A 22,878-nucleotide genomic window follows, 5' to 3' on the forward strand; every position below is an offset into this window, starting at 1 on the left:
AATTCACTACTGTTTAAAATTTTGAGAGTTCTGCAGTTTTTGAGTTCAGTTTCTGTTTATTCACCAAAGAAAAATGGTGGGGCGAACCGTTTCAGCTCTTCAAAGCAATGTTGGGCTGCCTCTGCATCTTCACAGATGACAAGGCAGACATCATCACCACAGAGGGTAGCGATAGCGTCAGGGAAACTCAAAGCATCAATGATAGAACCAAATGATTGAGCCAGTCCAGGAAGGGTTTTTAGTAGAACTTGATGTTGAACTGGGCGCATCAAGACAAGGGCATCTTCCATGTAGAGTTCAAGACGTTTTTCCCATTTTGAGATAGAGCCTGTATTGAGCACATAGTAAGAGTTATCTTCTTCTCGTACTTTTGAGAGGTTCATACTTTTAATATCCCTCGAAAGTGTAGCTTGTGTAACTTGAATATCATTATCAGCAAGAAGAGCTTGTAGCTCAGCTTGAGTATGAATCTTGTTTTTCGTTACAAGAGCTCGTATGAGTTGGTGTCGGTGTTCAGATTTATTCATAATAATTTAACTCCTTTTTTAGTGAGGTATGGTAAGTGTGGACTGAGAGAGGTCGACAGTCAGGTGGTAGTCAGTATTGTCACGTATGGTGATTTCAAAGTCAGTCGTATAGAGGACTAAACGAAGAGTATCTCCTTCTTTTAACTTGTAAATAGTAGGTTGTAGTTCAAATTGCACATCCATCCATTCATCTGCAGTAATATCCTCTACTAACAGTAAATCATTTCTATTTTGTAAATTGAGGTAACCTTTTGTCACGACTCGCTGTGCATTTTCACGAAAAGGTAATTCGTTAAGATTTTCCAACATGTGGTAGCGTCCATTATCAATGGTTTTAGCACTTAAAATAGCTGGATAAGGTTGTAGGTATTTCTTTTGACCAAGTTCCAGTAGTTGAGCAGATAAAAGCCCCTTGTTTGTACTGGATTTGATACGAAGATTAAGCTGAGCGCGACCGTTCAAGTGAAGATCTTTGGACACAGGAAGGTCAATAGTAATCTGATTGGTTTTTCCTTGATAGAGTTCTGTATTGAAGGTCTGGTATGTCTTACCATAGCGCTCAAAATCCTTATCTGGGTACTGGTTTTGAATGACTTTCTCTTCTTGACCAAGTGAGAAGGTTTCAAAGTTTTCTTGCCCACCGAAGTTATCAAGTGATAACCAAGTCTGAGGGGCTGTATTGTCCTGCCAGATAACAGTAGGAAGTTTGAAATCTGTATCTTGTCCCAGTAATTTCTTTGTCAACAAAGCATTCATGGATTCACGGAAGTCAATGGACTGCCAGTTGTTCATGTACACATGGGCACCATTATGGAAAAAGAGGTGCTTGTTTATATGAGTAGGTAGAGCATGGAACATCTGGTAAACATGAAGTGGTTTGACATTCCAATCCTGAGAACCATGGGTAAAGACAACCTCTGCCTTTACTTTGTCAGCATTGAGCAGATAGTTGCGGTCATGCCAAAACTGATTGTAGTCGCCAGTCTTGCGATCCAGTTGCTCTTTTACTTTTTCTAAGTCAGCTTGGTGAGCTTCATTGCCACGGATATAGTCGCCAGCCAAGAGATTACGAGAATAGGTTAACTCAGCAAGGGAGTCAAAGTCCTCACCTGGATAGCCACCTGGGCTAGTCACCAGACCGTTTTCACGGTAGTAGTTGTACCATGAGGAAATGCCAGCCTCGGCAATGATAACCTCTAAACCATCGACACCTGTAGTCGCCAGACCATTGGACATGGTACCTAGATAAGAAAGTCCAGTTGTGGCTACTTTTCCATTTGACCAGTCAGCTTTGACTTGACGCTGGCGCGTATGGTCGGTAAAGGCACGGCAACGGCCATTAAGCCAATCGATGACATTTTTATAAGCCTCAATTTGTTGGTAGTCGCCATTAGTCATGAAACCAGTAGAGTCTTTGGTACCAACACCTGACACATAGAGATTGGCAAAACCTCGTGGGAGGAAGTAGTCGTTGAGTGTATAGCTAGAGTTGATGTGCGTTAGCTTTTCCTCACTTTCTGCCACAACTTCAGCTTGGCCTTGAGGTTGGACGAGATTTAGTTGAGGTTCCTCTAGTTCAATCTTATGAGCAGGTTTAACCTCAAGCTCGCCCTCCATCTTGTAGAGAGCCTTATCGCTTGCCTTGTCATTTGTTCCCTGATGATAAGGACTGGCTGTCATGATGGCAGGGATTTGCCCCTCATAACGAGGACGAATAATGCTGACCTTGACTAGGTCTGGTAGCCCTTTTTGGTCAGTATCGACACGAGACTCAACGTAGACCACTTCTCGAATAACATCATGGCTAGAAAAAGTAGCTAAACTCTTGCCGTTAAAGTAGTGGTAGTCATTATCCTCCGGAATAAGACCATCACTAACAAGTTGGTCGATAAGAGTATTTCCCTTTTTGGTGCGAGTATTGAGTAACTGATAGAGATTTTCAATCAGGTCACCATATACAATAGGAAATCCAGTCTCTTTACGAAAAGCTTCACTGTCTTCAAAGTCAACCAAATAAGAAAAGCCTAAAAGTTGAAAAGCAACAGTATAAAAAATATCTGCTGTCAGTTCATCTTCTGATTGAAAAAATGTTAGCAGGTCTGTTTTTTTATCAGCTGCTAGGATGGAAAGTGGATAGTTGGTGTCTTGATAAGTGAAAAAGAAACGACTTAGAAAAGACTCCAATATCTTTTTATTTGTTGACTCAGATGGAAAATCAAATCCATACTTTTTTAATTCATATAAAATAGTATCTATTGGAAGTGATAAATAGCTGAATTGATTAAAGCGCATAAAACCTCCTTGTAAAATAATAATTAAGGTTATTATATCAAAAAAATAGGAGAAAGGGAATTATTAAGTGAGAAAGAAATTAATTAAAGAATAATGAATATTATTTATATGAAAAACAGGTACAACTCTATAGTTCAAAACAAGTTATAATAGTAAATAGATTAACTGGATGTGTCTTTCTGTTTTAAAAGATATATTCACTTCTTGGGATAAAAAAGTAAAAAAATTACCGGATCATTTGATTCTTTAAATGTATTTTTGCTTTTTTCATTCAAAAAATTTTACTTTAAGGATAAAATAGAGATAGGAGTCATTGCTTTTGTCTTTCTCTTTTTGAAAATGGTATAATATAGTGAGAAGGATAGAGGAGAAGTGTAAATTGATCGCACAACTAGATACAAAAACAGTCTATAGTTTTATGGAGAGCGTCATTTCGATTGAAAAGTATGTGAGAGCAGCTAAAGAATTCGGCTACACTCATCTGGCTATGATGGATATTGATAATCTTTATGGTGCTTTTGACTTTCTAGAGGTTACAAAAAAATATGGCATTCATCCTTTGCTAGGGCTTGAAATGACTGTATTTGTGGATGCTCAGGAAGTGAATCTGCGCTTTTTAGCTCTATCTAGTGTGGGCTATCAGCAGTTGATGAAACTTTCAACAGCCAAGATGCAGGGGGAGAAAAATTGGTCAGTTTTATCTCAGTACATGGAGGATATCGCGGTAATTGTGCCTTATTTTGAAGAGCTTGAATCACTAAATCTAGGCTGTGATTACTATATAGGGGTTTACCCAGAAACACTGGTAAGCGAATTTTATCGTCCTATTTTGCCACTTTATCGGGTCAATGCTTTTGAAAGCAGGGATAGAGAAGTTCTGCAAGTATTAACAGCGATTAAAGAAAATCTACCACTTAGAGAAGTTCCCTTGCGCTCACGACAAGATGTCCTTATATCAGCAAGTTCTTTAGAGAAACTATTCCAAGAACGTTTTCCTAAAGCCTTGGAAAACTTAGAAAAGCTAATTTCAGGTATTTATTATGACTTGGATACTAGTTTAAAATTACCTCGTTTTAATCCAGCTAGACCAGCAGTGGAAGAATTGAGAGAACGTGCTGAATTGGGGCTTGCTCAGAAGGGGTTAACTGGTAAAGAATATCAAGACCGTCTAGACCAAGAATTGGCTGTTATTCATGATATGGGCTTTGACGATTATTTCTTGGTTGTCTGGGATTTGCTGCGTTTTGGACGTTCGAATGGCTATTATATGGGTATGGGACGGGGTTCTGCAGTTGGTAGCTTGGTTTCCTATGCCTTAGATATCACAGGGATTGACCCAGTAGAGAAAAATCTGATTTTTGAACGCTTTCTCAATCGTGAACGCTATACTATGCCTGATATTGATATCGATATTCCTGATATTTATCGTCCAGATTTTATCAGATATGTTGGCAATAAATATGGTAGTAAACATGCTGCACAAATCGTTACTTTTTCAACCTTTGGAGCAAAGCAGGCCTTGCGAGATGTTTTGAAACGCTATGGTGTACCAGAGTATGAATTATCTGCAATTACCAAGAAAATCAGTTTTCGTGACAATCTCAAGTCGGCTTATGAGGGTAACCTCCAGTTTCGTCAGCAAATCAATAGTAAGTTAGAATACCAAAAAGCCTTTGAAATTGCCTGCAAGATTGAGGGATATCCAAGACAAACCTCTGTCCATGCAGCTGGTGTTGTAATCAGTGACCAAGATTTGACCAACTACATTCCTCTAAAGCATGGTGATGAAATTCCACTGACTCAGTATGATGCTCATGGAGTTGAAGCTAGTGGGCTTTTAAAGATGGATTTTCTGGGACTAAGAAATTTGACCTTTGTCCAGAAAATGCAAGAGTTGCTTGCTGAATCAGAAGGTATTCATCTGGAAATAGAAGAAATCGATTTGGAAGACAAAGAAACGCTGGCTTTATTTGCTTCTGGTAATACAAAAGGTATCTTTCAATTTGAGCAACCTGGTGCCATTCGCTTGCTAAAACGTGTGCAACCAGTCTGTTTTGAAGATGTCGTAGCAACTACTTCCCTAAATAGACCAGGTGCTAGTGACTATATCAATAATTTTGTAGCTAGAAAGCATGGGCAGGAAGAAGTGACTGTTCTGGATCCAGTACTGGAGGATATTTTGGCTCCAACATACGGAATTATGCTCTATCAGGAGCAGGTTATGCAGGTTGCCCAGCGTTTTGCTGGATTTAGTCTTGGGAAAGCCGATATTTTGCGTCGGGCTATGGGGAAAAAGGATGCCTCTGCCATGCATGAGATGAGGGCTTCCTTTATTCAAGGTTCATTAGAAGCTGGACATACTGCGGAAAAGGCAGAGCAGGTCTTTGATGTCATGGAGAAGTTTGCAGGTTATGGTTTTAACAGGTCACATGCCTATGCATACTCAGCCTTGGCTTTCCAGTTGGCTTATTTCAAAACGCATTATCCAGCCATCTTTTATCAGATTATGTTGAATTCTGCCAACAGTGATTACTTAACAGATGCCTTAGAAGCAGGCTTTGAAGTAGCGCCTCTGTCCATCAACACCATTCCCTATCATGATAAAATTGCCAACAAGGCCATCTATCTAGGTTTGAAATCGATTAAGGGAGTCAGCAATGATCTGGCTCTATGGATTCTTGAAAACAGACCCTATTCTAACATTGAAGATTTTATAGCTAAATTACCTGAGAATTATCTGAAACTTCCTCTGCTAGAACCTTTGGTAAAAGTTGGCCTTTTCGATTTATTTGAAAAAAATCGTCAAAAAGTATTCAATAATTTAGTTAATCTATTTGAATTTGTAAAAGAGTTAGGAAGTTTGTTTGGAGATACTATTTATAGTTGGCAGGAATCGGAAGATTGGACAGATCAAGAAAAATTCTATATGGAACAAGAGCTTTTAGGGATAGGTGTCAGCAAACATCCCCTACAAACTATTGCAAGTAAAGCTATTTACCGGATTACCCCAATTGGGAATTTGTCAGAAAATAGCTACGCTATTATTTTGGTTGAAGTTCAGAAGATAAAAGTAATTCGTACCAAAAAGGGCGAAAACATGGCTTTCTTACAGGTAGTTGATAGTAAGAAAAAATTGGATGTTACCCTCTTTTCAGACTTATATCGTCAGGTTGGGCAGGAAATAAAAGAGGGAGCCTTCTACTATATAAAAGGAAAAATCCAGTCACGAGATGGCCGTCTGCAAATGATTGCACAAGAAATAAGAGAAGCAGTTGCTGAACGCTTTTGGATACAGGTAAAAAATCATGAATCGGATCAAGAAATTTCACGTATTTTAGAACAATTTAAAGGTCCAATCCCAGTCATCGTCAGGTATGAAGAGGAACAGAAAACAATCGTTTCCCCTCATCATTTTGTAGCTAAATCCAATGAATTAGAAGCGAAGTTGAATGAAATCGTTATGAAAACGATTTATCGCTAAAAATACGGAAAATAGAAGAATTTTAAAATCAAATGTGGTATAATCAATAAGAATGTTAAAAGAAAAAGGAGCATAAACCAATATGAAACGTATTGCTGTTTTGACTAGTGGTGGAGACGCCCCTGGTATGAACGCTGCTATCCGTGCAGTTGTTCGTCAAGCAATTTCAGAAGGAATGGAAGTGTTTGGTATTTATGACGGATATGCTGGTATGGTTGCCGGTGAAATTCATCCCCTAGATGCAGCTTCAGTAGGAGACATCATTTCTCGTGGTGGTACTTTCCTTCACTCAGCTCGTTACCCAGAGTTCGCTCAACTTGAAGGGCAACTTAAAGGGATTGAGCAATTGAAAAAACACGGAATTGAAGGTGTAGTTGTTATCGGTGGTGACGGATCTTACCACGGCGCTATGCGTTTGACTGAACATGGCTTCCCAGCTATCGGTCTTCCAGGTACAATCGATAACGATATCGTTGGTACTGACTTCACAATCGGTTTTGACACAGCGGTCACAACTGCTATGGACGCTATCGATAAGATTCGTGATACGTCATCAAGTCACCGTCGTACTTTTGTTATTGAAGTTATGGGACGTAACGCTGGTGATATCGCTCTTTGGGCTGGTATTGCAACTGGTGCTGATGAAATCATCATTCCTGAAGAAGGATTCAAGATTGAAGATATCGTAGAAAGCATTAAATGTGGTTATGAGTGTGGTAAAAAACACAATATCATCGTCTTGGCAGAAGGTGTGATGTCAGCAGCTGAATTTGGTAAAAAACTAAAAGAAGCTGGGGATACAAGCGACCTTCGTGTGACAGAACTTGGACATATTCAACGTGGTGGTTCTCCAACTGCGCGTGACCGTGTATTGGCGTCACGTATGGGTGCGCATGCTGTTAAACTTCTTAAAGAAGGCATCGGTGGTGTTGCGGTTGGTATCCGTAACGAAAAAATGGTTGAAAATCCAATTCTTGGTACTGCAGAAGAAGGAGCATTGTTTAGCCTTACTGCAGAAGGTAAGATTGTGGTTAATAACCCACACAAAGCCGACATTGAGCTATCTAGCTTGAATAAGAGCTTGTCATAATTTACAATTTAGTTAATAAGACCAAAAAGGTCATATATATAAAGGAGTCACAAAAATCATGAACAAACGTGTAAAAATCGTTGCAACTTTGGGTCCTGCGGTAGAAATCCGTGGTGGTAAAAAATTCGGTGAGGACGGATACTGGGGTGAAAAACTTGATGTTGAAGCTTCAGCTAAAAACATTGCTAAATTGATTGAAGCTGGTGCTAACACATTCCGTTTCAACTTCTCACACGGTGACCACCAAGAACAAGGTGAGCGTATGGCAACTGTTAAACTTGCTGAAAAACTTGCAGGTAAAAAAGTTGGTTTCCTTCTTGATACAAAAGGACCAGAAATCCGTACAGAATTGTTCGAAGGTGAAGCTAAAGAGTATTCATACAAAACTGGTGAGAAAATCCGTGTTGCAACTAAACAAGGAATCAAATCAACTCGTGAAGTGATTGCATTGAACGTTGCTGGTGCTCTTGATATCTATGATGATGTTGAAGTTGGTCGTCAAGTTTTGGTTGACGATGGTAAACTTGGTCTTCGTGTGGTTGCTAAAGATGACGCAACTCGTGAATTTGAAGTTGAAGTTGAAAACGATGGTATCATCGCTAAACAAAAAGGTGTGAACATTCCTAACACTAAAATTCCTTTCCCAGCTCTTGCTGAACGCGATAACGACGATATCCGCTTTGGTCTTGAACAAGGTATCAACTTCATCGCTATTTCATTCGTACGTACTGCAAAAGACGTGAACGAAGTTCGTGCAATCTGTGAAGAGACTGGAAACGGACATGTTCAATTGTTCGCTAAAATCGAAAACCAACAAGGTATCGATAACTTGGATGAAATTATCGAAGCTGCTGATGGTATCATGATCGCTCGTGGTGACATGGGTATCGAAGTACCATTCGAAATGGTTCCAGTTTACCAAAAAATGATCATCACTAAAGTCAATGCTGCAGGTAAAGTTGTTATCACTGCAACAAACATGCTTGAAACAATGACTGAAAAACCACGTGCAACTCGTTCAGAAGTATCAGACGTATTTAACGCTGTTATCGATGGAACTGACGCTACAATGCTTTCAGGTGAGTCTGCAAACGGTAAATACCCACTTGAGTCAGTAACTACAATGGCTACAATCGATAAGAACGCACAAACTCTTCTTAACGAATACGGACGTTTGAACTCAGATTCATTCGAACGTAACTCTAAGACAGAAGTAATGGCTTCAGCTGTTAAAGATGCTACTAACTCAATGGACATTAAATTGGTTGTAACTCTTACTAAGACAGGTCACACTGCACGTTTGATCTCTAAATATCGTCCAAATGCTGACATCTTGGCATTGACATTCGACGAATTGACAGAACGTGGATTGATGTTGAACTGGGGTGTTATCCCAATGTTGACAGATGCTCCATCTTCAACTGACGATATGTTCGAAATTGCTGAACATAAAGCAGTTGAAGCAGGTCTTGTACAATCTGGTGACGATATCGTTATCGTAGCTGGTGTACCACTTGGAGAAGCTGTTCGTACAAATACAATGCGTATCCGTACAGTACGTTAATTAATAGAAAAATAGCCTATCATATCAAGCTTTCTAGCCTGTATGATGGGCTTTTTTGTATATGGGAAAAGTTTTCTACTTTTGATTTAATGCAACTGTAGCTAAAGAGTAAATCGTTGCTTGTTCCATACTTTTGTGATGTGAGTATAAATCTGATTGGTAGTCTTAGGGTCTTTATGCCCAAGCTATGACATGATAGCTTTTAAAGGGATGTTGTTTTTTGAACGAAAATTTCAAAAAATGTTTAGTTCTTATAGTGGATTACAGCTAGAATAGTACACCGTGGCTGCTAAAACATTTCTAGAAGTTGATTTGTTCATATCTTATTTCAATCTACTATAATACAGAAAAAAACAACTCCCTGATGATCAAGGAGTTGTCTATAGTTAAATTAGTTTTTAGAAGCTTCTTGGAATTCTGGGTTTTTCCATGCTTCGTCAATGATAGCTTGCAATTCTTTAGCAGATGCTTGCATTTTTTGAGTTTCTGCGTCGTTCAATGGAATGTTTACTGGACGAACGATACCATGTGCACCAACAACAGCTGGTTGACCGATAAAGACGTTCTCAACTCCGTATTGACCTTCTTGGAATACTGAAAGTGGAAGTACTGCGTTTTCATCGTCAAGGATTGCTTTAGTGATACGAGCAAGTGCTACTGCGATACCGTAGTATGTTGCACCTTTTTTGTTGATGATTGTGTAGGCTGCATCACGAACACCTTCGAACAATTCAATCAATTCAGCTTCTTGAACATTTTGAGTGTCTTTAAGGAATTCTTCAAGGTTTACACCAGCGATGTTTGCGTGTGACCAAACAGCGAACTCAGAGTCACCGTGTTCACCCATGATGTAGGCGTGAACTGAACGAGCATCAACATCCAATTTTTCAGCAAGTGCTTGACGGAAACGAGCTGAGTCAAGTGAAGTACCTGAACCAATAACGCGTTCTTTAGGGAAACCAGAGAATTTCCAAGTTGAGTAAGTCAAAACGTCAACTGGGTTAGCAGCAACAAGGAAGATACCTTTGAAACCTGATTCAACAACTTGAGTTACGATTGATTTGTTGATAGCAAGGTTTTTACCTACAAGGTCAAGACGAGTTTCACCTGGTTTTTGAGGCGCACCTGCAGTGATTACAACAAGGTCAGCGTCTGCACAGTCAGAATATTGAGCTGCATAGATTTTTTTAGGTGAAGTGAAGGCAAGGGCGTGACTAAGGTCAAGCGCGTCACCAACAGCTTTTTCATGCAATTGTGGAATTTCGATAATTCCAAGCTCTTGTGCAATTCCTTGGTTAACAAGTGCAAAAGCGTAAGATGAACCTACAGCACCATCTCCGACAAGGATAACTTTTTTGTGTTGTTTAGTTGAAGTCATTGTTCTAAACATCTCCTTAATTTTATTCAGGGATTTCCCCAGTTATTTTAATTCTATCACTTTTAAAAAGCTTTGTCACGGATATGCCTTTCAGTTCTTGATGTAAACGTTTTAGCTAATTTGGATGCCTGAAATATGGCGGACATTATGGTATAATATTATTAATTACTAATAGTGAAATGAGGCATTTATTAATGCAGGATAGAAATTTAGTGAATGTCAATCTGACAAAGGAGATGAAGACGAGTTTTATCGATTACGCCATGAGTGTTATCGTAGCGCGGGCTCTTCCTGATGTTCGAGATGGCTTGAAACCTGTTCACCGTCGGATTCTCTATGGAATGAATGAATTGGGTGTTACTCCAGACAAACCTCATAAAAAATCTGCTCGTATTACAGGGGATGTCATGGGTAAATATCACCCACATGGGGATTCCTCTATCTATGAAGCAATGGTCCGCATGGCTCAATGGTGGAGCTACCGTTACATGCTTGTAGATGGGCATGGAAACTTTGGTTCCATGGATGGTGATGGTGCTGCCGCCCAGCGTTACACTGAGGCACGCATGAGCAAGATTGCTTTAGAAATGCTTCGAGATATCAATAAGAATACGGTTGATTTCGTTGATAACTATGATGCTAATGAACGTGAACCCTTGGTCTTGCCAGCTCGTTTTCCAAACCTCTTGGTCAATGGAGCAACTGGTATTGCTGTTGGGATGGCGACCAATATTCCCCCTCATAACTTGGGTGAAACCATTGATGCAGTCAAGCTCGTCATGGACAATCCTGAAGTGACTACCAAAGACTTGATGGAAGTCTTGCCTGGTCCAGATTTTCCAACAGGTGCTCTTGTCATGGGGAAATCAGGTATCCATAAGGCTTATGAAACAGGTAGAGGTTCTATTGTCCTTCGTTCTCGTACTGAAATTGAAGAAACTAAGACTGGCCGTGAGCGCATCGTTGTAACGGAATTTCCTTACATGGTCAATAAAACCAAGGTGCATGAGCATATTGTTCGCTTGGTTCAGGAAAAACGGATTGAGGGCATCACAGCAGTACGTGATGAATCAAACCGTGAAGGTGTTCGATTTGTTATCGAAGTTAAGCGCGATGCCTCAGCCAATGTTATCCTCAACAATCTTTTCAAGATGACCCAGATGCAAACCAACTTTGGTTTTAATATGTTGGCGATTCAAAATGGTGTACCCAAGATTTTGTCTCTTCGCCAGATTTTGGATGCTTATATCGAACACCAAAAAGAAGTGGTTGTTCGTCGTACTCGTTTTGATAAGGAAAAAGCAGAAGCACGCGCCCATATATTAGAGGGTCTCTTGATTGCACTGGACCATATTGACGAAGTGATTCGTATTATCCGTGCTAGTGAAACAGATGCGGAAGCACAAGCTGAGTTGATGAGTAAGTTTAAGCTTTCTGAACGTCAAAGTCAGGCTATACTAGACATGCGTCTTCGTCGTTTGACAGGCTTGGAACGCGATAAAATTCAGTCTGAGTATGATGACCTCTTGGCTCTGATTGCGGATTTAGCAGATATTCTTGCTAAACCAGAACGTGTTTCTCAAATCATCAAAGAAGAATTGGATGAAGTTAAGCGTAAGTTTGGCGACCAACGTCGTACAGAGTTGATGGTCGGTGAAGTCTTGAGTCTTGAAGATGAGGATTTGATTGAAGAATCGGATGTCTTAATTACGCTTTCTAACAAGGGATACATTAAACGTCTGGATCAAGCTGAGTTTACTGCTCAAAAACGTGGTGGCCGCGGTGTTCAAGGAACAGGTGTTAAGGATGACGATTTTGTTCGTGAGTTAGTGTCAACTAGCACCCATGATCACCTGCTCTTCTTTACAAATAAAGGACGTGTCTATCGCCTGAAAGGTTATGAAATTCCTGAGTATGGTCGGACGGCCAAAGGTCTACCAGTAGTTAATCTCTTGAAATTGGATGAAGGTGAAAGTATTCAGACGATTATCAATGTTGAGTCTGAACGCAGTGATGATGCTTACCTCTTCTTCACAACCCGTCATGGTATTGTGAAGAGAACCAGCGTCAAGGAATTTGCTAACATTCGTCAAAATGGTCTCAAAGCACTGAATCTAAAGGATGAAGATGAGCTAATTAATGTCTTGTTGACGGAAGAAGATACGGATATTATTATTGGTACCAAGTTTGGTTATGCAGTTCGCTTTAATCAATCAGCCGTTCGCGGCATGAGTCGTATCGCCACAGGTGTGAAAGGTGTGAATCTCCGTGAGGGAGACACAGTGGTTGGTGCTAGTGTGATTACAGATCAAGACGAGGTTCTTATCATCACAGAAAAAGGATATGGTAAGCGTACAGTCGCGACTGAATATCCAACAAAAGGTCGTGGTGGTAAAGGGATGAAGACGGCTAATGTGGCTGAAAAAAATGGTCCTCTATCAGGTCTCTTGACTGTGAAAGGTGATGAAGACTTGATGATTATCACTGATACAGGTGTCATGATTCGAACCAATGTTGCCAATATTTCACAAACAGGACGCTCAACTATGGGAGTTAAAGTAATGCGTCTGGATCAAGATGCTAAAATTGTGACCTTTACAACGGTTGCAGCGGCAGAAAAAGAAGAAGTTGGGACAGAAAACAAAACAGAAGGTGAAGCATAATGTCTCAAAAAAATAATAAAAAGAAAAACAAACGAAAAAATCTACTGACAAATATCCTAGCAGGATTTCTGATACTACTATCAATTGCTTTGATTTTTAATGCTAAAATTCGTGATATTTTCATAGTTTGGAATACCAATAAGTACCAAGTTAGTCAGGTATCAAAAGAAAAAATAGAAGAAAATCAGGATACAGAAGGAAATTTTGATTTTGATTCTGTCAATGCGATCTCTTCTGAAGCGGTTCTAGCTTCTCAATGGGATGCTCAAAAATTACCAGTTATCGGCGGAATTGCAGTTCCTGAATTAGAAATGAATCTGCCAATTTTTAAAGGGCTTGATAATGTCAATCTCTTCTATGGTGCTGGTACCATGAAACGCGATCAAGTGATGGGGAAAGGAAATTATAGTCTAGCTAGTCATCATATTTTTGGTGTCAATAATGCTAATAAAATGTTATTTTCTCCTTTGGATAACGCTAAAAATGGTATGAAGATTTATCTAACCGATAAAAATAAAGTTTATACTTATGAAATACGTGAAGTCAAACGTGTTACACCGGATCGTGTTGATGAAGTTGATGATAGAGATGGGGTAAATGAGATTACATTAGTAACCTGTGAAGACCTTGCTGCTACAGAACGTATTATTGTAAAAGGCGATTTGAAAGAAACAAAAGAATATTCACAAACATCTGATGAAATCCTAACAGCTTTCAATCAACCATATAAACAATTTTATTAATACAAATCAGTGAAATCCTGGATTTCACTGATTTTTTAAGCTTTTCATAAGAATAAACTTTTATGAAATACAGAAAACGCTTCCTTAATTTTAACGTTTGTGATATAATTATCAGGTAAAAAATTTTTAGGAGTTTATTATGGTTTCTTCAGAATTTATCTCAAAGATTGAATTTGCTTGCAAGAAGAAAGAAAGTCTTTATACTCAAAGCAAATTTAAGTATGCGATTCGTTCTATGTTCGCAGGTGCATTTTTAACCTTCAGTACAGCTGCTGGTGCAGTTGGGGCTGACTTGATTAATAAAATTGCGCCAGGTAGTGGACGATTCCTCTTCCCATTTGTCTTTGCTTGGGGATTGGCCTACATTGTTTTCTTGAATGCCGAGTTGGTAACATCAAACATGATGTTCTTGACTGCTGGTAGTTTCTTGAAAAAAATCTCTTGGAGAAAAACAGCTGAGATTTTACTTTACTGTACCTTGTTTAACCTTATCGGGGCTTTGATAGCAGGTTGGGGCTTTGCTCATTCGGCAGCCTATGCAAATCTGACTCATGATAGTTTTATCTCTGGGGTTGTAGAGATGAAGTTAGGCCGTTCAAATGAATTAATCTTGCTTGAGGCGATTTTGGCAAATATTTTCGTAAATATTGCGATTCTTTCATTTGTTTTGGTCAAAGATGGTGGTGCCAAACTTTGGCTTGTGTTGTCAGCGATTTACATGTTTGTCTTCTTAACAAACGAGCATATTGCGGCGAACTTTGCTTCTTTCGCGATTGTGAAATTCAGTGTTGCTGCTGATTCAATTGCTAACTTCGGTGTTGGAAATATGCTTCGCCACTGGGGTGTAACCTTCATCGGAAACTTTATCGGAGGAGGCCTCTTGATGGGTCTTCCATATGCCTTCCTCAATAAAAATGAAGATACTTATGTAGATTAAGAAAATGAGCACGATTGATTCGTGCTTTTTTCGATTTTGTAAGAAGTAATAGCCGCTTTTTATATCAAAATATAGAAAAGAGGTATTAGTCAAGATAGGTAGATAGTGCTACAATATCCTTAATGAAACTATATGGAGGTAGCCTTATGACTCGTGATTTTAAATTTGAAACCTTACAATTGCATGCTGGTCAAGTTGTGGATCCAGCAACTAAGTCTCGTGCAGTGCCGATTTATCAAACAACATCCTTTGTTTTTGATGACACGCAGGAAGGTGCCGATTTGTTTGCCTTGAGAAAGCTAGGTAATATCTATACTCGTATTACAAATCCTACAACGGCTGCTTTTGAAGAAAGAATTGCTGCTCTTGAAGGTGGTGTTGGAGCTCTTGCAACCGCATCAGGTATGGCTGCAGTGACTTATACGATTTTGGCTCTTGCCCATGCTGGTGACCATGTTGTAGCAGCATCAACTATTTACGGTGGAACCTTTAATCTTTTGAAAGAAACCCTTCCTCGTTATGGGATCACAACAACCTTTGTCGATGTGGATAATTTGGAGGAAGTGGAAGCAGCTATCAAAGACAATACCAAGCTTGTCTTGATTGAAACCTTGGGGAATCCCTTGATAAACATTCCTGACTTGGAAAAATTGGCTGAGATTGCTCATAAACACCAGATTCCACTCGTTTCAGATAATACCTTTGCAACACCTTATTTGATTAACGTTTTTTCTCACGGTGTAGATATTGCCATTCACTCTGCGACTAAGTTTATCGGTGGGCATGGTACGACTATTGGAGGAGTGATTGTCGATAGTGGGCGTTTTGACTGGGCGGCTTCAGGGAAATTTCCTCAATTTGTTGAGGAAGATCCAAGCTACCACAATTTGAGCTATACTCGTGATGTGGGTGCAGCAGCCTTTATTATCGCTGTCCGTGTTCAATTGCTTCGTGATACAGGTGCAGCCTTGTCACCATTTAATGCCTTCCTCTTGCTCCAAGGACTTGAAACCCTTTCTCTTCGTGTCGAACGTCATGTGCAAAATGCTGAGAAAATTGTTGATTTCCTTGTCAACCATCCTAAGGTAGAAAAAGTCAACTATCCAAAACTTGCTGATAGTCCTTACCATGCCTTGGCTGAGAAATATTTGCCAAAAGGTGTGGGCTCAATCTTTACCTTCCATGTCAAAGGTGGGGAGGCAGAAGCACGCAAGGTAATTGATAATTTGGAAATCTTTTCTGACCTAGCAAACGTGGCAGATGCTAAATCGCTTGTTGTTCATCCAGCTACAACCACTCACGGTCAATTGTCAGAAAAAGACCTTGAAGCAGCAGGTGTCACCCCAAACCAAATTCGTTTGTCAATCGGACTTGAAAATGTAGATGATTTGATCGAAGACTTACGCTTGGCCTTGGAAAAAATTTAAAGTAAAAGAAGATAAACAGTGGGTTTAAACTCACTGTTTTTGATTTTCCCTTAGGCATGATATAATGGTTACAGAAGTCTAGAAAGAGGAACGATATGAACGAAATCAAATGTCCCAACTGTGGGGAAGTCTTTACAGTAAATGAAAGTCAGTATGCTGAACTTTTATCCCAAGTGAGAACGGCAGAGTTTGATAAGGAATTGCACGACCGGATGAAGCAGGAACTGGCCTTGGCTGAGCAAAAGGCTATGAATGAACAACAGTCTAAACTAGCTCAAAAAGACCAAGAAATCGCGCAATTGCAGAGTCAAATCCAAAACTTTGATACAGAAAAAGAATTGGCCAAGAAAGAGGTTGAACAGACAAGCCATGAGGCCTTATTGGCTAAGGATAAGGAAGTACAGGCCTTGGAAAACCAATTGGCTACCTTGCGTTTGGAGCATGAAAATCAACTACAAAAGACCCTTTCTGACCTAGAAAAAGAACGCGATCAGGTCAAAAATCAGCTCTTATTACAAGAAAAAGAAAATGAGTTATCTTTGGCTTCTGTTAAGCAGAATTACGAAGCCCAGCTTAAAGCAGCCAGTGAACAAGTCGAATTTTACAAGAATTTCAAGGCTCAACAATCTACCAAGGCTATCGGTGAAAGTCTGGAACAGTATGCGGAGAGTGAGTTTAACAAGGTCCGCAGCTTTGCATTTCCAAATGCCTACTTTGAGAAGGATAACAAGGTTTCAGCGCGTGGGTCTAAGGGGGACTTTATCTTCCGTGAATGTGATGAAAATGGAGTCGAAATTATTTCCATCATGTTTGAGATGAAAAATGAAGCAGATGGAACAGAGAAGAAGCACAAGAACGCGGATTTCTACAAGGAATTAGACAAGGACCGTCGGGAGAAGAACTGTGAGTATGCCGTTTTGGTGACCATGCTTGAAGCTGATAACGACTACTTTAACACAGGGATTGTTGACGTCAGCCACGAGTATGAAAAGATGTATGTGGTTCGCCCTCAATTCTTTATCCAGTTGATTGGGCTCTTGCGTAATGCGGCGCTTAATTCCCTAAAATACAAGCAGGAGCTGGCCTTGGTTCGGGAGCAAAATATTGACATCACTCATTTTGAGGAAGATTTGGATGCCTTTAAACTAGCCTTTGCCAAGAATTATAATTCAGCTTCGACCAACTTTGGAAAAGCTATTGATGAAATCGACAAGGCCATAAAACGGATGGAAGAGGTTAAAAAGTTCCTAACAACATCTGAAAACCAACTCCGCCTTGCAAACAATAAATTGGAAGATGTTTCCGTCAAAAAATTGACCCGAAAAAATCCAACCATGAAAGCGAAATTTGAAGCATTGCAGGGGGAGTGAGAAAACAAGAGATGAACGGTATTATCAACTTAAAAAAAGAAGCGGGGATGACCTCGCATGATGCGGTTTTTAAACTGCGCAAGATTTTGGGAACCAAGAAGATTGGTCATGGTGGGACCTTGGATCCGGATGTAGTGGGTGTTTTACCCATTGCGGTTGGTAAGGCGACACGCATGGTCGAATTTATGCAGGATGAGGGCAAGGTCTATGAGGGTGAAATCACTCTTGGTTATTCAACAACGACTGAGGATGCCAGTGATGAAGTTGTCGCAGAGACCCCTGTTTTGTCGCCCTTGGATGAAAAGCTTGTCGATGAAGCGATAGCCAATCTGACTGGGCCTATTACTCAGATTCCACCTATGTATTCAGCTGTTAAGGTTAATGGTCGCAAGCTTTATGAGTATGCGCGTGCTGGCCAAGAAGTGGAGCGTCCAGAGCGTCAGGTGACCATTTATCAATTTGAGCGGACAAGTCCGATTTCTTATGAGGGTCATCTTGCACGCTTTACTTTTCGTGTGAAATGTAGTAAGGGGACTTATATTCGTACCTTATCGGTTGACTTGGGAGAGAAGCTGGGCTATGCGGCTCATATGTCTCATCTGACTCGAACTAGTGCAGCTGGTTTACAGCTAGAAGACGCTCTTACCTTGGAAGAAATTGCTGAAAAAGTGGAGGCTGGTCAACTGGACTTTCTCCATCCTCTAGAGATTGGAACAGGTGACCTTGTCAAAGTTTTCCTAAGTCCAGATGAGGCTACAGAAGTGCGCTTTGGTCGTTTTATCGAACTCGAACAAACAGAACAAGAATTGGCTGCTTTTGAAGATGATAAATTGCTAGCCATTCTAGAGAAGCGAGACCATCTCTACAAGCCAAGGAAGGTTTTTAGCTAGTCTAACTGAGGTGTAGGTAGTGTTATTTCCCCTAGACTATCCAAATCAGACTATAAATTTTGCAAAAAATGTGATAGAATAGACGACGGATAAAAAAACGGAGGATAGCATGCAAAATAGACCAATCATTATCGGAGTGACAGGTGGTTCTGGTGGTGGTAAGACCAGTGTTTCAAGAGCCATTTTATCGCATTTCCCTGATGAAAAGATTTCCATGATTGAGCATGATTCATACTACAAGGATCAGTCTCATTTGACCTTTGAAGAGCGTGTCAAAACCAACTACGACCATCCTTTTGCCTTTGATACAGACTTGATGATTGAGCAGATTAAGGAATTGTTGGCAGGGCGTCCGGTGGACATTCCGACTTATGACTATACAGAGCATACACGAAGCAACAAGACTTATCGTCAGGAGCCTCAAGATGTCTTTATCGTTGAGGGCATTTTGGTCTTGGAGGACAAGCGCCTGCGCGATTTGATGGATATCAAGATTTTTGTGGATACAGATGATGATGTGCGCATTATTCGTCGTATCAAGCGCGATATGGAGGAGCGAGGTCGTAGCCTTGATAGCGTTATTGACCAGTACTTAGGTGTGGTTAAACCTATGTATCATCAGTTTATCGAGCCAACCAAGCGTTATGCTGATATCGTCATTCCTGAAGGGGTCAGCAATACGGTGGCTATCGACCTGTTGACGACCAAGATTGAAAAGATTTTGGAAGAAGCTCGAAACAGCAAATAATCAGATGTGGAGGCCTTGCCTCCTTTTTTTATTTTTCCCTCATAATGGTACATAAATGGAGATTTTTAGGCATATTTTTGGTATAATAATACCCATGAAAGAGCAAGAAAATGAATAGTAGGTGGAGATGGAAAAGTATTTATCGGTAACAACTTTGACCAAGTATCTGAAAATGAAATTCGATAAAGACCCTTACTTGGAACGGGTCTATTTAACTGGTCAAGTTTCCAACTTTCGTAAACGACCTACTCACCAATATTTCTCCCTAAAGGATGACCATGCAGTTATTCAAGCGACTATTTGGTCTGGGATTTATCAGAAATTAGGTTTCGACCTGGAAGAAGGGATGAAGATCAATGTGATTGGGCGTGTACAGGTCTATGAACCGAGCGGTAGCTACTCCATCATCATTGAAAAGGCTGAGCCTGATGGGGTTGGGGCGCTTGCGATTCAGTTTGAACAACTCAAGAAAAAATTGACAGAAGAAGGCCTGTTTCAAGAACGCTTCAAGCAAGCTCTGCCCCAATTTTCTAAGAGAATTGGTGTAGTAACCAGTCGCAGTGGAGCCGTGATTCGAGATATTATCACGACCGTCAGCAGGCGATTCCCAGGTGTCGATATCCTGCTTTATCCAACTAAGGTGCAAGGTGAGGGTTCTGCGGAGGAAATTGCTGGAAATATTGCTCGTGCTAATCAACGGGACGATTTGGATTTGCTGATTATTGGTCGTGGTGGAGGTTCTATCGAGGATCTTTGGGCCTTTAACGAAGAAATTGTGGTACGAGCTATTTTTGAATCTCGTTTACCAATCATTTCTAGTGTAGGGCATGAGACGGATGTGACCTTGGCGGATTTTGTGGCAGATAGACGGGCTGCGACGCCGACAGCAGCGGCTGAACTGGCAACACCTGTGACCAAGTTGGATGTATTAGCTCATTTGCAAAATCAAGAAAAACGGATGGCAACAGCAGTCCGAAATGTCCTATCGAAGAAACAAGAAGCTTTGAAAAAATGCAGTCAGTCTGTTATCTTTAGACAGCCAGAGCGTTTGTATGATGGCTATATGCAACGCTTGGATCAACTGCAACTGCGCTTAAAACAAAATTTGCGAACACGGATTTCTGATAACAAACAGCTAGTACAAGCAAGGACGCATCGACTGGTACAATTATCACCTGTTACCAAAATCCAACGCTATCAGGACAGACTAGCTCAGTTGGATAAGCTCCTCCGTAGCCAAATGGCGCTGGTTTATGATGCCAAGGTTGCTGAAGTGAAGCGACTTTCAGAAGCCTTGCTCATGTTGGATACCAGTCGAATTGTAGCGCGTGGCTATGCAATTGTCAAAAAAGAAGAGTCTGTTGTGGATTCGGTTGAGAGTTTGAAGAAAAAAGACCAAGTGACGCTTTTGATGCGAGATGGTCAAGTAGAATTAGAGGTTAAAGATGTCAAAACAAAAGAAATTTGAGGAAAATCTAGCAGAACTGGAGACCATTGTCCAAAGTTTGGAAAATGGTGAAATCGCTCTGGAAGATGCGATTGCTGCCTTTCAAAAGGGCATGGTCTTGTCAAAAGAGCTCCAAGCGACGTTGGACAAGGCTGAAAAGACCTTGGTCAAGGTCATGCAAGAAGACGGAACAGAAAGTGATTTTGAATGAAAAAGCAAGAAAAATTAGCTCTTGTCGAGTCAGCCTTGGAAGATTTTTATGGAGACCAGCAGTTTGCCTCTAGTTTGCGAGAGTCTGTTCTCTATTCCATTCATGCTGGTGGCAAGCGTATCCGTCCTTTTCTCTTGTTAGAAGTTCTGGAAGCCTTGCAGGTGGCTATTAAACCAGCTCATGCGCAGGTGGCTGCGGCCTTGGAGATGATTCACACAGGGAGCTTGATTCATGATGACCTTCCTGCTATGGATGATGATGATTACCGTAGGGGACGCTTGACCAATCATAAGAAATTTGGTGAAGCTATGGCCATTTTGGCTGGAGATGCCTTGTTCCTAGATCCTTATGCCTTGATAGCGCAGGCAGATTTGCCAAGTCAAATCAAGGTGGACTTGATTGCCAACTTATCTCTTGCTTCAGGAAGTCTGGGAATGGTGGCAGGGCAAGTTTTGGATATGGAAGGTGAACACCAGCATTTGTCTTTGGAAGAACTCCAGACTATTCATGCTAATAAGACTGGAAAACTACTAGCTTATCCCTTCCAAGCAGCTGCTATTATAGCCGAATTGGCACCTGAGATGGAGGCAAAACTTAAAACTGTAGGTGAATTGATTGGGCTTGCTTTTCAGGTCAGAGACGATGTGTTGGATGTGACAGCTAGTTTTGAGGAAATCGGTAAGACACCACAAAAGGACTTGCAGGCAGAAAAGTCAACCTATCCAGCCTTGTTGGGCTTGGAAGAAGCTATTGCCTTTTGTAACCAAACTCTGGATCAAGCAAATGCAAAATTGGAAGAAATTGCTCAGCAGGTTCTCTTTGAGATAGAATCGATTGTAGAAGTAGTAGAAAGTTTGAGAATCAATGGCTAAGGAAAGAGTGGATGTACTAGCTTATAAACAGGGCTTGTTTGAAACAAGAGAACAGGCCAAGCGAGGTGTGATGGCTGGCCTAGTCGTAGCAGTCCTTAATGGAGAACGGTTTGACAAGCCAGGAGAGAAAATCCCAGACGACACCGAGCTAAAACTCAAGGGGGAAAAACTCAAGTATGTCAGCCGTGGTGGCTTGAAATTAGAAAAGGCCTTGCAGGTCTTTGAGTTGTCAGTGGAAGGAGCTACAACGATTGATATCGGTGCTTCTACTGGAGGTTTTACCGATGTCATGTTGCAAAATGGTGCTGAGTTAGTTTATGCAGTCGATGTTGGTACCAATCAATTGGCTTGGAAATTACGCCAAGACCCACGGGTTGTCAGCATGGAGCAATTCAATTTCCGCTATGCAGAGAAGACTGATTTTGAAAAGGAACCGAGCTTTGCCAGTATTGATGTGAGTTTCATTTCCCTCAGTCTGATCCTTCCAGCCTTGCACCGTGTCTTGGCAGATCAAGGTCAGGTTGTGGCTCTGGTTAAGCCTCAGTTTGAGGCAGGACGTGAGCAGATTGGGAAAAATGGAATTATTCGCGATACCAAGGTTCATCAACATGTCCTTGAATCTGTCACAACCATGGCAGTAGAGGAAGGATTTTCAGTCCTTGGATTGGACTTTTCTCCCATCCAAGGTGGGCATGGAAATATTGAATTTTTAGCGTATTTGAAAAAAGAAGAGTCAGCAGGCAATCAGGTTCTTGCTGAGATTGAAGAAGTAGTAGAGAGGGCGCATAGTCAATTTAAAAATGAATAAAAAAGAGAGACTTGAAAAAATTAGACGATTTGTGACAGATTATCAAATCGGTACGCAAGAAGAAATTGTACAACATTTGAAAGAGGCTGGCATCAGTGCCACTCAGGCAACGGTATCCCGAGATATCAAAGAATTAGGTGTTGTCAAAATTCCTTTGAGAGACAACACCTATGTCTATGAATTGCCAAAATCAATCGTGAAAAGTTTGCAACTGGCTGAAGACAATATCGAATCGGCTCAATTGATGGACAAGATGATTAATCTCCAAGTTATCCCAGGAAATACAGCTTTTGTAAAAGCTCAGTTAATTGAGACTTTTGCTGACAAGATTTTTAGCTGTTTGGCTGATGATAGCTCGATTTTAGTCATTGCCAGAAGTGAAAGTCTAGCTAAGGAAATCTTTGAACAAGTAAAAAATTGGTAGGTCTAT

At 40.6% G+C, this 22,878-nt stretch carries 18 protein-coding genes; 15 read left to right on the plus strand and 3 right to left on the minus strand.

Annotation, left to right across the window (positions count from 1 at the left end):
- Nucleotides 1-56 precede the first annotated feature (56 nt).
- Together KV696_RS01085 and KV696_RS01090 are read right to left on the minus strand one after the other, a co-directional pair.
- Nucleotides 57-527 (minus strand): arginine repressor, encoded by a 471-nt coding sequence (locus tag KV696_RS01085; RefSeq protein WP_033677026.1) that lies wholly within the window; start codon nucleotides 525-527, stop codon nucleotides 57-59.
- An 18-nt stretch (nucleotides 528-545) separates the two neighbouring features.
- Entirely contained in the window at nucleotides 546-2,819 is a 2,274-nt protein-coding gene (locus tag KV696_RS01090) for a Xaa-Pro dipeptidyl-peptidase (protein ID WP_219966610.1), read from the minus strand.
- Nucleotides 2,820-3,198: 379 nt separating this feature from the next.
- On the opposite strand from KV696_RS01090, the gene KV696_RS01095 reads away from it, so the two are divergent.
- The 3 genes from KV696_RS01095 (at nucleotide 3,199) to pyk (ending at nucleotide 8,954) form a co-directional block, all read left to right on the plus strand.
- Nucleotides 3,199-6,300, plus strand: coding sequence for a DNA polymerase III subunit alpha (locus tag KV696_RS01095; RefSeq protein WP_219966611.1), 3,102 nt, complete (start codon nucleotides 3,199-3,201; stop codon nucleotides 6,298-6,300).
- Between the two features lie 82 nt (nucleotides 6,301-6,382).
- The gene (pfkA, locus tag KV696_RS01100; RefSeq protein WP_000820862.1) at nucleotides 6,383-7,390 is read left to right on the plus strand and encodes a 6-phosphofructokinase; all 1,008 of its coding nucleotides are present in this window, start codon (nucleotides 6,383-6,385) and stop codon (nucleotides 7,388-7,390) included.
- Between the two features lie 58 nt (nucleotides 7,391-7,448).
- On the plus strand, nucleotides 7,449-8,954 hold the full coding sequence (gene pyk, locus KV696_RS01105) for a pyruvate kinase (RefSeq protein WP_219966612.1): 1,506 nt from the start codon (nucleotides 7,449-7,451) through the stop codon (nucleotides 8,952-8,954).
- A gap of 391 nt (nucleotides 8,955-9,345) precedes the next feature.
- Here the strand turns inward: pyk and KV696_RS01110 are convergent, their stop codons facing one another.
- On the minus strand, nucleotides 9,346-10,332 hold the full coding sequence (locus tag KV696_RS01110) for an L-lactate dehydrogenase (RefSeq protein WP_000204727.1): 987 nt from the start codon (nucleotides 10,330-10,332) through the stop codon (nucleotides 9,346-9,348).
- 194 nt (nucleotides 10,333-10,526) lie between these two features.
- Between KV696_RS01110 and gyrA the strand changes: the two genes are divergently transcribed.
- The 12 genes from gyrA (at nucleotide 10,527) to KV696_RS01170 (ending at nucleotide 22,872) form a co-directional block, all read left to right on the plus strand.
- Nucleotides 10,527-12,995, plus strand: a complete 2,469-nt coding sequence (gene gyrA, locus KV696_RS01115; RefSeq protein ID WP_219966613.1) for a DNA gyrase subunit A — start codon at nucleotides 10,527-10,529, stop codon at nucleotides 12,993-12,995.
- Nucleotides 12,995-13,738, plus strand: coding sequence for a sortase SrtA (gene srtA, locus KV696_RS01120; protein WP_000078842.1), 744 nt, complete (start codon nucleotides 12,995-12,997; stop codon nucleotides 13,736-13,738). Before gyrA ends, srtA begins: the two co-directional genes overlap by 1 nt.
- Before the next feature lie 139 nt (nucleotides 13,739-13,877).
- On the plus strand, nucleotides 13,878-14,675 hold the full coding sequence (locus KV696_RS01125) for a formate/nitrite transporter family protein (protein ID WP_219966614.1): 798 nt from the start codon (nucleotides 13,878-13,880) through the stop codon (nucleotides 14,673-14,675).
- A 146-nt stretch (nucleotides 14,676-14,821) separates the two neighbouring features.
- Nucleotides 14,822-16,102, plus strand: a complete 1,281-nt coding sequence (locus KV696_RS01130; protein ID WP_219966947.1) for an O-acetylhomoserine aminocarboxypropyltransferase/cysteine synthase family protein — start codon at nucleotides 14,822-14,824, stop codon at nucleotides 16,100-16,102.
- 95 nt (nucleotides 16,103-16,197) lie between these two features.
- Nucleotides 16,198-17,472, plus strand: coding sequence for a DUF2130 domain-containing protein (locus KV696_RS01135; RefSeq protein WP_219966615.1), 1,275 nt, complete (start codon nucleotides 16,198-16,200; stop codon nucleotides 17,470-17,472).
- An 11-nt stretch (nucleotides 17,473-17,483) separates the two neighbouring features.
- Nucleotides 17,484-18,362 (plus strand): tRNA pseudouridine(55) synthase TruB, encoded by an 879-nt coding sequence (truB, locus tag KV696_RS01140; protein WP_219966948.1) that lies wholly within the window; start codon nucleotides 17,484-17,486, stop codon nucleotides 18,360-18,362.
- A gap of 109 nt (nucleotides 18,363-18,471) precedes the next feature.
- A complete protein-coding gene (udk, locus tag KV696_RS01145) occupies nucleotides 18,472-19,110 on the plus strand; it encodes a uridine kinase (protein WP_078352222.1) in 639 nt (212 codons plus the stop codon).
- Between the two features lie 127 nt (nucleotides 19,111-19,237).
- Nucleotides 19,238-20,578: an exodeoxyribonuclease VII large subunit gene (xseA, locus tag KV696_RS01150; protein WP_219966616.1), complete on the plus strand. Its 1,341-nt coding sequence runs from the start codon at nucleotides 19,238-19,240 to the stop codon at nucleotides 20,576-20,578.
- Nucleotides 20,556-20,768, plus strand: a complete 213-nt coding sequence (locus KV696_RS01155; RefSeq protein ID WP_000043226.1) for an exodeoxyribonuclease VII small subunit — start codon at nucleotides 20,556-20,558, stop codon at nucleotides 20,766-20,768. Before xseA ends, KV696_RS01155 begins: the two co-directional genes overlap by 23 nt.
- Nucleotides 20,765-21,640, plus strand: a complete 876-nt coding sequence (locus KV696_RS01160; RefSeq protein WP_219966617.1) for a polyprenyl synthetase family protein — start codon at nucleotides 20,765-20,767, stop codon at nucleotides 21,638-21,640. Before KV696_RS01155 ends, KV696_RS01160 begins: the two co-directional genes overlap by 4 nt.
- Nucleotides 21,633-22,448 (plus strand): TlyA family RNA methyltransferase, encoded by an 816-nt coding sequence (locus KV696_RS01165; RefSeq protein ID WP_219966618.1) that lies wholly within the window; start codon nucleotides 21,633-21,635, stop codon nucleotides 22,446-22,448. Before KV696_RS01160 ends, KV696_RS01165 begins: the two co-directional genes overlap by 8 nt.
- Entirely contained in the window at nucleotides 22,441-22,872 is a 432-nt protein-coding gene (locus KV696_RS01170) for an arginine repressor (protein WP_219966619.1), read from the plus strand. The genes KV696_RS01165 and KV696_RS01170 overlap by 8 nt, the downstream gene beginning before the upstream one ends.
- Nucleotides 22,873-22,878: the final 6 nt, after the last annotated feature.

The sequence above is a fragment of the Streptococcus humanilactis genome (assembly GCF_019448275.1).
Classification (GTDB): Bacteria; Bacillota; Bacilli; order Lactobacillales; family Streptococcaceae; genus Streptococcus; species Streptococcus humanilactis.

Bases quoted from the DNA above. Each gene is read 5' to 3' on its own strand.
- KV696_RS01160 (WP_219966617.1), top strand. From the start codon at position 20,765: ATGAAAAAGCAAGAAAAATTAGCTCTTGTCGAGTCAGCCTTGGAAGAT.
- udk (WP_078352222.1), top strand. From the start codon at position 18,472: ATGCAAAATAGACCAATCATTATCGGAGTGACAGGTGGTTCTGGTGGT.
- truB (WP_219966948.1), top strand. From the start codon at position 17,484: ATGAACGGTATTATCAACTTAAAAAAAGAAGCGGGGATGACCTCGCAT.
- KV696_RS01130 (WP_219966947.1), top strand. From the start codon at position 14,822: ATGACTCGTGATTTTAAATTTGAAACCTTACAATTGCATGCTGGTCAA.
- KV696_RS01110 (WP_000204727.1), bottom strand. From the start codon at position 10,332: ATGACTTCAACTAAACAACACAAAAAAGTTATCCTTGTCGGAGATGGT.
- KV696_RS01125 (WP_219966614.1), top strand. From the start codon at position 13,878: ATGGTTTCTTCAGAATTTATCTCAAAGATTGAATTTGCTTGCAAGAAG.
- pfkA (WP_000820862.1), top strand. From the start codon at position 6,383: ATGAAACGTATTGCTGTTTTGACTAGTGGTGGAGACGCCCCTGGTATG.
- gyrA (WP_219966613.1), top strand. From the start codon at position 10,527: ATGCAGGATAGAAATTTAGTGAATGTCAATCTGACAAAGGAGATGAAG.
- KV696_RS01155 (WP_000043226.1), top strand. From the start codon at position 20,556: ATGTCAAAACAAAAGAAATTTGAGGAAAATCTAGCAGAACTGGAGACC.
- KV696_RS01165 (WP_219966618.1), top strand. From the start codon at position 21,633: ATGGCTAAGGAAAGAGTGGATGTACTAGCTTATAAACAGGGCTTGTTT.
- KV696_RS01085 (WP_033677026.1), bottom strand. From the start codon at position 527: ATGAATAAATCTGAACACCGACACCAACTCATACGAGCTCTTGTAACG.
- xseA (WP_219966616.1), top strand. From the start codon at position 19,238: ATGGAAAAGTATTTATCGGTAACAACTTTGACCAAGTATCTGAAAATG.
- pyk (WP_219966612.1), top strand. From the start codon at position 7,449: ATGAACAAACGTGTAAAAATCGTTGCAACTTTGGGTCCTGCGGTAGAA.
- srtA (WP_000078842.1), top strand. From the start codon at position 12,995: ATGTCTCAAAAAAATAATAAAAAGAAAAACAAACGAAAAAATCTACTG.
- KV696_RS01090 (WP_219966610.1), bottom strand. From the start codon at position 2,819: ATGCGCTTTAATCAATTCAGCTATTTATCACTTCCAATAGATACTATT.
- KV696_RS01170 (WP_219966619.1), top strand. From the start codon at position 22,441: ATGAATAAAAAAGAGAGACTTGAAAAAATTAGACGATTTGTGACAGAT.
- KV696_RS01135 (WP_219966615.1), top strand. From the start codon at position 16,198: ATGAACGAAATCAAATGTCCCAACTGTGGGGAAGTCTTTACAGTAAAT.